The 12,467-nt window shown below is 56.1% G+C and carries 9 protein-coding genes; 3 read left to right on the forward strand and 6 right to left on the reverse strand.

Annotated elements, in window-relative coordinates:
- A complete protein-coding gene (locus B2R17_RS23555) occupies positions 1–804 on the reverse strand; it encodes an MBL fold metallo-hydrolase (protein ID WP_286765935.1) in 804 nt (267 codons plus the stop codon).
- Positions 805–1,064: 260 nt separating this feature from the next.
- Here B2R17_RS23555 and B2R17_RS23560 point away from each other — a divergent pair, with 260 nt between their 5' ends.
- Together B2R17_RS23560 and B2R17_RS23565 are read left to right on the forward strand one after the other, a co-directional pair.
- The gene (locus B2R17_RS23560; protein WP_286765936.1) at positions 1,065–2,579 is read left to right on the forward strand and encodes a sodium/glutamate symporter; all 1,515 of its coding nucleotides are present in this window, start codon (positions 1,065–1,067) and stop codon (positions 2,577–2,579) included.
- 135 nt (positions 2,580–2,714) lie between these two features.
- Positions 2,715–4,328 (forward strand): amidophosphoribosyltransferase, encoded by a 1,614-nt coding sequence (locus B2R17_RS23565; RefSeq protein WP_286765937.1) that lies wholly within the window; start codon positions 2,715–2,717, stop codon positions 4,326–4,328.
- Between the two features lie 84 nt (positions 4,329–4,412).
- Here B2R17_RS23565 and B2R17_RS23570 read toward each other — a convergent pair whose 3' ends face one another.
- Positions 4,413–5,543: an NAD(P)-binding domain-containing protein gene (locus tag B2R17_RS23570; protein ID WP_286765938.1), complete on the reverse strand. Its 1,131-nt coding sequence runs from the start codon at positions 5,541–5,543 to the stop codon at positions 4,413–4,415.
- Positions 5,544–5,754: 211 nt separating this feature from the next.
- Here B2R17_RS23570 and B2R17_RS23575 point away from each other — a divergent pair, with 211 nt between their 5' ends.
- Entirely contained in the window at positions 5,755–6,678 is a 924-nt protein-coding gene (locus B2R17_RS23575) for a sugar phosphate isomerase/epimerase family protein (protein WP_286765939.1), read from the forward strand.
- Positions 6,679–7,019: 341 nt separating this feature from the next.
- Here B2R17_RS23575 and B2R17_RS23580 read toward each other — a convergent pair whose 3' ends face one another.
- The 4 genes from B2R17_RS23580 to B2R17_RS23595 form a co-directional block, all read right to left on the reverse strand.
- Positions 7,020–8,897, reverse strand: a complete 1,878-nt coding sequence (locus B2R17_RS23580) for an ATP-binding cassette domain-containing protein (protein WP_286765940.1) — start codon at positions 8,895–8,897, stop codon at positions 7,020–7,022.
- Positions 8,894–9,913 carry an ABC transporter ATP-binding protein gene (locus tag B2R17_RS23585; RefSeq protein ID WP_008667154.1) on the reverse strand — a complete coding sequence of 340 codons (1,020 nt, stop codon included), beginning with the start codon at positions 9,911–9,913 and terminating at the stop codon, positions 8,894–8,896. Before B2R17_RS23585 ends, B2R17_RS23580 begins: the two co-directional genes overlap by 4 nt.
- Before the next feature lie 132 nt (positions 9,914–10,045).
- Entirely contained in the window at positions 10,046–11,674 is a 1,629-nt protein-coding gene (locus B2R17_RS23590) for a PH domain-containing protein (protein WP_286765941.1), read from the reverse strand.
- Positions 11,671–12,336: a PH domain-containing protein gene (locus B2R17_RS23595; protein WP_286765942.1), complete on the reverse strand. Its 666-nt coding sequence runs from the start codon at positions 12,334–12,336 to the stop codon at positions 11,671–11,673. The genes B2R17_RS23590 and B2R17_RS23595 overlap by 4 nt, the downstream gene beginning before the upstream one ends.
- Positions 12,337–12,467: the final 131 nt, after the last annotated feature.

Below are 12,467 nucleotides of genomic sequence, written 5' to 3' on the forward strand. Positions count from 1 at the left end.
TCATTCCGTTGGAGTTTGCAAACCCTCGGGCAGGATGCCTTGCTCGACTTCATCATCCCACTCGTTCATCAACGGCCAGTCTTCCGCGAGCGTTCCGAAATCGGCCATGTGCAGGTAGCCACTGACCCGCTCGATAACTTTGTCCAGCATCGCGTTGTCTTTCGCGAACACTGGGCCGTGGCTGGGTGCCAACCACTTCACATCGCTATCGCGGATGCGGGTGAGCGATTTGATGAACGAACGGATGTCGCTTCCGTGGTGAGCATCGATCGCGCCGATGCAACCGTCGCGGTACAGGTTGTCACCGGACAACAGCACGTCGCCAATTCGGAACGCCAGTTGGCTGTCGGTATGTCCGGGCGTGTGCCAGACTTCGATTTCCTTTTTGCCGACGGTGATGATGTCTCCGTCGTTGATTTGGTTTTCGATCTCAACGGGCGGCATCGCCATCTTTAGGTTTTGTGCTTCGATCACCGCCAACGTTTTGAGGGTGTCACCCGTTGTCAGTGGCTCCACCGCGTTGGGATGCGCCGAGATGGTCGTCTTCAGGATTTGCTTGGCTTTGGCCAAACCCTGGATGTGGTCGACGTCGGCATGGGTAGCGACCAGCGTTTTGCAACGCGAAAGCGGAAAGTCCAATCCGCGAATGATTTCGACGAAGTCATCGACGGTCTCTTCGTAACCAATGTCGATCAGGATCCATTCATCAAAATCATGGACCAAGTAGACGTTGCAACCAAGCACTTCGCCGGCTTGGAAGTTCAACTCGATCACGCCGGGAAACAGGGGTTTTCTTGCGAGCATGTTGGGTTGCGAAAAGACGGAGCGGACGGAGAAAAGCAGTCGCCGAGGCGGACTCCGGAGCGAATGTTGTAGGGCTAATCCCGGATTTTGTCACTGCCCATCTCGCACCCCAAATCGGTTCGAGTCACCTTGCGTGCACTCCGTTACCAGCGACACTGGGGCGACGCCTTCGGTGCGAGCCATGGTCGAGGGCCAGCGGTGCAAAACACACGCACGCGGCATCGGTGTCGACCGAGCCCGAAACTACCGGATTGAGGACCATGCTTCACGCCATCGTTTTTGTTTGCGCATTGTTGCTTGTTGGCGTTTGGTTGCGTCAACAAGTCGCATGGTTTCGGCTGGGATTGATCCCCGCATCCTTGATCGCCGGCTTTCTCGGTTTGGCGGTCATCCAGTGGTTTCGCTGGAATGAACGCGACACGATGGAGCCCATAGCATCCGCCCTGGGGCCTTGGCCTTCGACGCTGATCGCCGTCGTTTTCGCCGCGATGTTGCTAGGGAAAAGCGACAAGGATTCATCGTCGACCAACCGGCATTTGGTTCGAGACGTCATGCAACAAGGCCTGATGGTTTGGATCATCGTGCTCGGCCAAACCGTGGTGGGACTTTGGGTGACTTGGTTGTGGGTCGGACCGCAGTTCGATTTGCCATCTTCCGCTGGCATGTTGATCGAAACCGGCTTCGCTGGCGGTCATGGCACCGCCGCGGCGATGGGCGACGTATTCAACCACGCTTCAATCGCTTGGGACGAAGGACTGGATTTGGGCGTCATGATGGCGACCGGTGGTCTGGTCTACGGATTGGTTTCCGGCATCATTTGGATTCAATTGGCCGTCCGACTGGGATGGATCCAAGTTGAAAGTTCCACCGAAGAATCGAACGCGGACACACCCCGAACCGAAAACGAATCCAACGAGCCACGGCCGAAAACACAATCCGAACCAGCTTCGCTAGGCCGGGCACGGATCGACGGGAGCGTGATTGATCCGCTGCTGTTGCAAATCATTTGGCTGGCACTCGCGATGGGCATCGGCGTCGCGATGCAGTCCGGCGTCGGCTGGGTCGCTGAAGCTTTCGGCACCGATTCGGCCGTCCAAGCCGCTGATCTGCCCCCGACTGAGCTGAACACGCCTGAGCTGTCTGCAGCTGAAACCGGCGAACCTGCTGATGCGGGTGAGTCTCAACTGCGATCTCGATTGACATTGGCCAGCATCGTTGGGTCTTTTCCTTTATTCATTTACACTTTGTTCGGTGGTTTGGTCGTCCGGTTGCTGCTCCGAGCGATCGGGCAAGTCCGTTTGATTGACGAGACGACGATCCACCGGATATCCGGCACATCGATGGACTTGTTGGTCGTCGCCGCCGTCGCGACTCTGAATTTGGCCGCCGTGGCGTCTTTGTGGGTGCCTTTGGCCATTCTCTTTGTGGCCGGATCGATCTGGTCAACGTTTTGCCTGCTGTTTCTTTCCAGAAAAATCCTGCCCGCCGAAAAGTGGTTTCCTCTGGGGCTGATCAACTTTGGAATGTCGACCGGCACGACGGCGACCGGATTTGTGCTGTTGCGAGTCGTCGACCCCGATCTGAAGTCCGGAGCGGCCGAGGATTACGCGTTGGCGGCTCCTTTGTCAGCACCCTTCGTTGGCGGTGGCATGATCACCGTTGCGATGCCATTGGTTGTCCTTTCCCGAGTTTCCATTGTTTGGCCAGCCCTATTGCTGGCGACTTTGCTGGTGGTGCTGATCGTTCTGGGGATTCGATCGAGACGATCCCGCTGACCCTTCGAAACCGTCGTTTGACCCGCCCGATTGGTGGCGGGTTTGGCAAACCAGGCAGTTCAGCGAATTGCGTTCTCGCCTCTCATCGGTAGACTGTAGTTTCCTCGCCCCAGCGATCACCTCATTGCAGATTTCATGGCTGAATTGAATCACGAATGCGGCGTTGCCGCGATCTACCACCTTTCTGGTCGCGGGCGCAGCCCGGTGTGCACGGACGATGGACCGCGACAAATTTCGCGTCTGTTGCCCCGCATGTTGCTGGACATCCAAAATCGCGGGCAACTTGCCGCTGGAATGTCGACCTTCGACCCTGATCGTCCCGCGCTACTGAAAACGCGTCGCGACGTCGGAACGGTGACCGAAGTCTTCCGCCTGAACCATCGGGCCAAAGCCGAATCGCTGATGAAATCGCTGGCGGGACGCGCCGCGATCGGACACGTTCGCTACGCCACCTGTGGTGCCGATGACCGAAACTACGCTCAACCATTCGAGCGACGGCACATCCACAAACGCAAATGGTTCAGCTTCTGCTTCAATGGCCAACTGGCCAACTACACGCTTCTGAAGCAACGGTTGCTCGCCGATGGCGACCACCACCTGGCGCTCGACACCGACACGGAGATCATTCTCCACGAGATCGCTCGTTTGCTTTCTCAGTCGCAAGAACGAGTCGACTGGATCGACGTGCTGAAACAAGTCACTGCCGGTTTCGACGGTGCCTACTCAATGGCCTTGTTGACCGCAGAAGGCGAGATGTTGGTCGCTCGCGACCCGCTGGGCATCAAACCCATGTGCTACATCCACGAAGGCCCGCTGTTTGCCTGTGCCAGCGAAAGCGTCGCACTTTTGAACCTCGGGTTTGAACCGGATCAAATTCAATCGTTGCCACCCGGTCACGCGATCTTGATCGATCCGGACGAAGGTTTCCGAATGGAACGATTCGCGGAACCGGAAACACCCAAGCATTGCTTCTTTGAGTGGATCTACTTCGCCAACGTCGCCAGCACACTGGATGACCGAAGCGTCTACCTTTCGCGAACCAACTTGGGACGTGAGCTGGCTACTGCGGAACGTGAGTTTGGTCGTGTTCCATTGGACGATCCGGACACGATCATCGTTCCGGTTCCTGACACCAGCAAAGCTGCTGCGGACTCGATGGCCTATGAGTTGTCGATCCCATGCCGCGAAGGATTGATCCGCAACCGATATGCCGGTCGGACGTTCATCGAAGGCGGCCGCGCTCGCAAAGCCAAGGCGGCTGCCAAGTACACGCCGCTTCGCGAAGTCTTGCAAGGCAAACGCGTCATCCTGGTCGAGGACTCAATCGTCCGAAGCACGACGATGAATGCACTCTTGGATCGAATCCGTGACGTTGGCGGTGCAAAGGAAATCCACGTTCGTGTGGCTTGCCCACCAATTGTTGCTCCGTGTTTCTACGGCATCGACATGAGCACGATCGATCAATTGATCGCACCGAAGTACTTCTCGTTGACCGGCGAGTTGGACGAAGAATCACAGCAACGAATGGCTGACGATCTCGGTGCGGATTCGCTGCAATACTTGCCAGTGTCCGCGATCGCACGAGCCATCAATTTGCCGGAGGAACACCTCTGTCAGGCCTGCGTGACCGGAAAATACCCAACGCCGATCGGCCAGCATCTGTACCAGATCGCTTGCGACAATCGTGGGGCTCGAGTCAACAACCAACGCACGTACGAACAACTCGCTGCCGCGGTCGCGGGCCAGTGAGTGAGGCTGCTTGCGAATCAGCTTGGTTGCGAGCCGGGCTGATTGCAGGGCATAGAATTCGATCGAGAGCTTGATCGAAGAAGATCAGCTCTCGGGGTTCATCTCAATCTGACGGTTCAACTCAGGCGACGCCGATGGCTTCGCCTGCGACGTTGCCTGAGTGTTGCGACTGCCGATACCATACTCCAAAAGGTGCTTGGTGATCTTCGCCGCATGCACGTGGCAATTTTCCAAGAACACTTGGTACTTGCTGCTCTGCGTGCCACCGACGGCGGTTCCAGCGACGTAGACTCCCGGCAATTCGGTTTCCATTGTCTCGTCGTCGTAAATTGGCTTGCCACCGGGATCTTCCATTCGGATCCCCAATTGCTTGAACAAGGTCTTGTCTTGTTCGTAGCCAATCAGCGTTAGCACGTCGTCAAAATGCATGTGCAACGTGTGATGCCGACCGTCAGGCAACGTCTGGTCCAAGTCGACTCGGTCGGGTGTGATCGCGGTCACACGACTCTCAAACAACGCTTCGATCGCTTTGCTTCGAATCAGTCCATCGATCTCCGGCCGCAGCCAGTACTTGATGCTCGTCTCAGGCAATTCCTCTCGGTGATAGCTCAGCGTGACTTTCGCGCCGACGCGGTGCAATCGGATCGCCGCTTCGACCGCACTGTTGCGACCGCCGACGATCAACACTCGGCGTCCGTGATAGTGGTGAGCCTCTCGCAAGTAACCATCGACGTGCGGTAAATCTTCGCCGGGAACGTTCAATCGATTGGGATGGTCCGTTCCACCGATTGCCAGCACCACCGCCGACGCTTCGATCCATTTCGAGCGAACTTGGACCTGCCAACGACGAGGGTCATCCGGGCGGGCTTCGATCTTGTCGACCTTTGAAAACGTTTCCACCGGAACTCGAAACTGGTCAACGACACTTCGTAAGTAAGTGAGATACTCTTCCCGACTCGCCTTCGCCTGGTCAATTGTGTTCAGCGGAACGCCGGCGATAGAGATACGGTCGTTGCTGCTGAACCATCGTGTTTGAGGTGCCCACCACGAGATCGTGTGTCCGAGCGGGCCGGCTTCAAACACCACCGCGTCGATTCCGTTTCGACGCATCTCGATCGCCGTTTCGATTCCGATGGGCCCGCCACCAACCACCACCACGTCGCAAACGCGATTGGGTTCATGCGGTGCAGGATCGATGGATTCAGATGGTTTCACGAGTCAGTCTGTGGTTGAACAATTGAATTGATTTCGCGAGATCACAATTTCAAACTCGCGAATCTCATTTTCGTGACGTGGCAACCGTCCGGAACGCGATGAATCCGATGACGATCAAACCCGCTATAGTTTAGCAAAATTCGGGTTGGTTCGAATCGTTTTTTGAATCACCGCTTGTTTCAACTCTCTGCCACCTGCACGAGCGATTCTCATGATGCAACTTGGTTTTGTCAGCGCCATCTTGCCGGAATACGATCTGGAAGAAGTCTTCGCCGTCGCGAGCCAGTGCGGCTACGAATGCGTCGAGGTCATGTGTTGGCCGCCCGGGAAAGCCGAACGGCGGTACGCGGGCACGACGCACATCGACGTCAGTGACTTGACCGACAAACGCATCGAAGAGATCCAGTCGCTTTGCCAGCGGTACGATGTCGCGATTAGTTCTCTGGGCTACTACCCCAACCCATTGTCGCCTGACGAATCCGAGTCAAACGTCGCAGCGGAACATTTGATCCGGCTGATCGAGGCATCTTCTCAACTGGGAATTGGCCGAGTGACCACTTTCGTCGGCCGCGACCCGAAGAAAACGATCGATGACAACTGGCCCCGATTTGAAAACGTGTGGGGACCAATCATCGAAGCAGCCGAAAAGTTCGATGTTCGCATCGGCATCGAAAACTGCCCCATGTTCTTCGGTGACGACGAATGGCCTGGCGGAAAGAACTTGGCGATCAGTCCGGCGGTGTGGCGACGAATGTTTGAGACGTTCCCAAGTGAGCACTTCGGCCTGAACTACGATCCGTCCCATCCTGTGTTCATGCACATGGATTACCTGACACCAATGCGGGCCTTCGCCGATCGATTGGTTCATGTCCACGCGAAAGATGTTCGCGTTGACCAAGTCATGCTCGACCAAGTCGGAGTGTTTGCCAATCCAAATGAGTGGCACACTCCGAAGCTACCGGGCCTTGGTCAAGTCGACTGGGGTCAGTTCTTTTCGATTCTGACCGACACCGGGTACAGCGGACCGGTCTGCGTCGAAGTCGAAGACCGGTCCTACGAAGGTTCGATCGAGAACCGAATTCGAGCCCTCAAACAAAGCCACGACTACCTGCGGAATTACTTGCCGAGGATGTAGCCTGTCGCCCCGGGCGGGTCCGTCGTGAGGATGCGGTGGGTGGATTGCAAAGTGCAAATTGATCAATGCGAATTGCAAAGTATTTCCGGTCTGGCAAGCCACCTGTTTCACCGACCTGCGATTGCCATTTTGCAATGTCCATTTTGCAATTTGCAATCACCTCGCCCCACATTGCGATCACGCCACATCGCCCCGGATAAGGCCGTCGTGGGAGATGCAGCGTTGTTGCGCCGCGTACGCGATCGCTTGAAAGTGAACTCGGTGCGAGAGGGCTTGGCGAGTGAACGCTGCCCGACGGAACAGTTGGGGACAACTGTTCTACTCTGGTGCTGCGTTTGTGCTCAATGACCTTCAAGAGCTTCCCAACGCTCATACGCCTGAGCGAGTTCCTCTTCCTTCGCCTTCAACTCTTCGCTCTTTTGGGCGATCACATCGCCACCGGATTGATAGAACTCCGGAGCCGCCATCTCTTCGTGGATCGCGGCGATCTCGGCCTCAAGTTTCTCGATCTTCCCTGGCAACAACTTCAATTCGCGTTGATCGTTGTACGAAAGCTTGACCGCCTTGGCGGCAGGCTTCGCAGCGGCACTTTTCTTGGCGTCCGGATTTGAAGTCGCCTTCTTGCCGCTCGCTTTTCCCGCACCCGATTCAGCGCGTCGTCGTTTGGCAACGGCTTCCCATTCGTCGTAACCGCCAACGTATTCGTTGACGATTCCCGGATCGGAATCGTCATCGAACACTAGCGTGCTGGTCACGACATTGTTCAAGAACGTCCGGTCGTGGCTGACCATCAACAACGTGCCATCGAATCCAACCAATTGCTCTTCGAGCAACTCCAGCGTTTCGGCATCCAAGTCGTTTGTCGGTTCGTCCAGCACGATGACATTGGCGGGCTGAGTCATCAGCTTGGCCAACAAAGCGCGGTTGCGTTCTCCACCGGACAAAAACTTGACCTGAGTCCGAGCTCGCTCGGGCGTGAACAGGTAATCCTGCAAATATCCCATGATGTGCTTGGTCGCGTTACCAACTTGGATCTTGTCACTGCCCTCGCCGACGTTCTCTTGAACGGTGAGCTCTGGATCCAGCGTGTCTCGTAATTGATCAAAGTAGGCGATCTTCAGATTGGTTCCCAATCGCACTGAACCCGACGTTGGTTCCAGCTTGCCCAAAATCAACTTCAACAACGTCGACTTACCAGCTCCGTTGGGCCCGATGATTCCGATCTTGTCTCCACGCATGATCAACGACGTGAAGTCGCGAATGATCACTCGGTCGGTTCCGGGATAAGTGAACGAGACATCGTCGAGCTTGGTGACCAACGCACCGCCGCGCTCAGCGACTTGCAGATTGAGTTTGGCTTTGCCCTCGACGCTGCGCCGTTGATTGGCCTCGTTCCGCATCGCCTTCAGAGCCCGCACACGGCCTTCGTTGCGTGTCCGGCGAGCCTTGATGCCCTGACGAATCCAGACTTCTTCTTCAGCGAGACGTTTGTCGAACAGAGCGTTTTGTTTCTCTTCCGCATCCAAGGCGGCAGCTTTGCGTTGCAGAAACGTTTGGTAGTCGCATGTCCAATCGAACAAACGTCCGCGATCGATTTCCCAAATTCGGTTGGCGAGCGATTGCAGAAACGACCGGTCGTGAGTGATGAACATCAGCGTGCCCGACCATCGACTCAGAAAGTCTTCGAGCCAAATGATGGACTGGATGTCCAAGTGGTTCGTCGGCTCGTCGAGCAACAGCATGTCAGGTTCACTGGCGATGGCACGCGCCAACAACACTCGTCGCCGCATACCACTGGACAAACTTTCGAACGCCGTCGACGGATTCAGATTCATCCGCGAAAGCGTTTCTTCGATCTTTTGCTCGATCTCCCATGGTTCCCACGTGCCATGGTCGGTCGGTCCGAGCGCCGTCCCTAACCCGGCGGTCGTTCCCATTTTCGAGAACTCTTCCGCTGGCAACGTCATGATGTCTTGGACGGTCCCTTTGACATTTTGCGGAACGTCCTGAGTCAGCCGAGCCAAGCGAACATTCGGGTCCAAAATCACTTGCCCGTTGTCCGGCGTGACGTCGCCCGACAACATCTTCAGCAACGTCGTCTTGCCCGCTCCATTGCGACCGAGCAAACCAATCCGCTGCCCTCGTTCGATACGTGCGGAAACCCCGTCCAGCAAAGCCGGACCGCGAAAACCGATTGTCAAATCATCCAGTGAAATCATACTGTCGCGGTGCTTTCGGTAGCGTCGTTGGTGGAATCGTCCATGGATTCACGGAAGAGGTCTGCGATCACGTCTTCGAGTGGCGGGTCTTCGACGACCACGTCCTCGATTGCATGATCTCGCAATGTTTCAGCCAGCAGCTTGGGCACGTCGGCCCGCGGAACGCGATAGGTCAACTTCGGCCAATTTTCGTCGACTACTTCGCCGAGACGTTCAGGTCGGGTCAAGTTCTCCGACGCCGCGAATTGCAGCGTGACCAGTTTGTAACCGCTGAATTTGTCGACGATGCCTGACAGCGAACCGTCGTACTGAATCGTGCCTTGAGCAATCACGACGACACGACGGCACAATGCCGCGACGTCCTTCATGTAGTGGCTGGTCAGTAGGATCGTGATCTTGCGTTTCTCTTGGTAGTACCGCAGGAACTTCTGAATGTTGTGTTGGGCGATCACGTCCAGGCCGATCGTCGGCTCGTCCAGGAACAACACCTCGGGACTGTGCAGCAACGCCGCGATCAGTTCCATCTTCATGCGTTCCCCGAGCGACAATTCTCGAACGGGTTGATCCAGCAAACGAGTCACGTCGAGCAGATCGCTGATCTCATCCAAACGCGTTTTGAATTCGCCTTCGGGAATCCCATAGATGTGCTGATGCAACCGATAAGATTCGCGGGCCGGCAAATCCCACCACAGTTGATTTTTTTGGCCCATCACCAAAGCAAACCGGCGGCGGTATCCGTCCTTGCGTTCCCACGGGACATAGCCCATGACGCTGGCGGTGCCCGAGGTCGGTTGAATGACTCCGCTCAACAATTTCAGCGTCGTTGTTTTGCCAGCACCGTTGGGTCCCAAGAAGGCGACAAACTCGCCTTGTTCGACCTGCAGATCGATCCCACGAACAGCGGTGACTTCTCGGAATTCTCGCTTGAACAATCCGCGTATGCTGCCGCCGATCCCTTCGCGTTTTTGGTAAACGCGGTACTTCTTTGTCAAATCGCGGACTTCAATGATCGACATGAGTTGGACTTGCAGGAAGAGGTGCGATTGCGGTCGCAAAAACCGGCCATTGTAAGGACAGTTTGCAATCCCGCGAGGCGGCACCCACCCTCAGTGAACACGCTTTTGCGATTCCCCCGCAAATTGGGTGAATCAGTCCCAAACCATCTCGATTCGCGACGTTTTGCTCGACAAGCGATCAAACAATTCGCTGGCGATTGGACGCGGCAACATGGGCAGTCTGTAAACGTGGTCCGCTGGACCAGCCGCCGCGGTGTCGATTCGAAGCGTTTGCATGTCCCAGCGGCGATCAAATGGCGTTTCCGAACAACTGACGGATTGGATTCGATCGTAGAACGTGCAGCTCACCTTTCGATCCCAAAATCCTTCGCGAATGACGACGCCTTCTCCCGATGGCAATTCAGCGAATCCAAAGTGACGATGTCGACGCTGAGCAACCCAAATGTTCAGCGGGATCAGAACCACGGCGACCAGCACCCCCAGCGTCCACGCATACGGAAATTCAAACAATAGAAATGCCAGACCACCGGCGAGGATGCTGATGCCCTGAGCCCGTAGACTGGATTTCCGCCGCATCCGTTTGAGTGCCCGTCGGTCGAGCGATTGCCACTCCAGCGAACTCTCCGACCATTCCAGTCCCGGTCGCAGTTGCTCCACCAATTCATCCAGAAGTGACTCGGGGATGACTGGTACGAACCAGCGACGAGTGACCGTCGTCGCCGCGTCTTCGTTTTGCTTGCCGGCACCTCCGGCGGTTTCAATTCGGATCGACGCGAGTTTCATCCATCGCAGCAACGGCGAGCGATGGATGCTGATCCACTGAATGCGACGTCGCGGAACCGTGGCCGAAACTTTCGTCAGCAAGCCACATGACAGATGCAAGTTTTCGTCTCGCAGTTCTAAACGGTACCCATGGAACCGAAGCACATACCAGGCGATCCCCAGCAAACGGATCAACACGAGGACGAGAACCAACGCTCCAACCCAAACCAGCCAAGATTCCCACCAGTTCGCCTGTGATCGAGCGATCTCCATTTCGCGACTGGACGGTATGTTTCTCACGATCCGGAGAACAAACTGGTTGTCATTGCCCATCTGCTGCGAAAGGATCCCGATGACGATCCCGACCATCACGAAACCGCGATTGCTGGCCAATCCCGCTTGAACCAACCACTTCAGCGGAATCTGCAGCAAGGTTGTCGATGCGGAGACTGGCGCCGTGATCGCTGGCGACGATCCGTTTGTCAAAGTCGCTGATTCGGGGATGGCGCCCGTCCCCATCGCAGCTTGGCTTGCCGCCTCAGAAGACACGCCTTTGCGAGCCGATTCGATTTGCTCTCGCAGCAATTCGACATCGTTTAGAGAAAGAACTTTCAAAATCGCTTCGGGTTCTGTGCCGCTGGCCGTTTCAACTCGAACCTCCGCCACGCCAAAGATGCGATGAAATAGGTTTTGGACGAGATCGACATTTTGTATGCGAGCGACCGGAACGTTGCGTTTGGATTTGAAGAACACACCCGACGTCACCACCAACTCTCCATCCGCCAACTGGTAACGATAGAACCAGTACCGAACGAATCCGATCACGGCGAACACCGCCATCGTCATGCCGAGAAAGCCCCACGCACCAATGAACCCCAACCAATTCGATTGAGATCCATTCCACGCGACAAGTGCGAGCGGGATGATGGTGTGCTTTGAGATTGCGACGGTTTGAAAAACAATCGAAATCGGATGCAGCGGTTTCGGTCCTGGACTCATGGTGTCACCGGCGATTCAGGCGGTGTGTGCATGGCCCAGCGACCGCCAGTCAAAGCGTCTCGCAATTGCTCGGCGGTTTCCGATTTCAAGTTTTCAAGTTGGACCGATGAGTTCTTTGTTCCCGCCGTGTGAATGACCAGGGTCGCGAGCGAGTACATCCGCTGCAGAGGGCCTTGCTCGATGTCACTGTGCTGCATTCGCGAATGCGGAATCACGATTCGGTGACGCCACCATACGCCTCGCCGGATTTCCAAGCCGTGTTCGCTGATTCTCCACGAAGCACACCGGTGCGCGGCCTTTGGATAAAACCATGCCGCGTAAACGACAAGGGCGAGAAGCAGCAGGCAACCAGCCACAGCCCACGCCCAAACGTCGAGCGTGGCTGACGCAAAGAACATGGGAACGATCAAGCCAACAAGACAACCCACCAGCACGACGGCAATCACAATCCCGCCCTGGAACCGGTCCAACTTGAGTGCCTCGATCGGCAACGATTGATAAGACGTCGAATCAGTCGGCAACGGAGCTTGGGTGGCTGCTTCGTTGGTCGAGAGGACTTCTGTGGCGTTCGTTTCGGTCGAAACAGACGTCTCACTGAGAACAACTGGTTCGCCCTCAGTGATCGTTTCCTCGTTGGCGTTTGGAGAGGGCTCGGTGTTCATCGGTTGATGTCGCTTTCGGGGGGCGAGTCGCCTTCATGGCAACTCCGTGCGTTGATCTTCGTAGCAGTGTGGGTGAGAAAAAATCTTCGAGGGATTGTCGAATCGACGGGCTCATTCAAGTTGGACGTTGG

Origin of the sequence: Rhodopirellula sp. UBA1907 (genome assembly GCF_002337565.1) — a bacterium.
Classification (GTDB): Bacteria; Planctomycetota; Planctomycetia; order Pirellulales; family Pirellulaceae; genus Rhodopirellula; species Rhodopirellula europaea.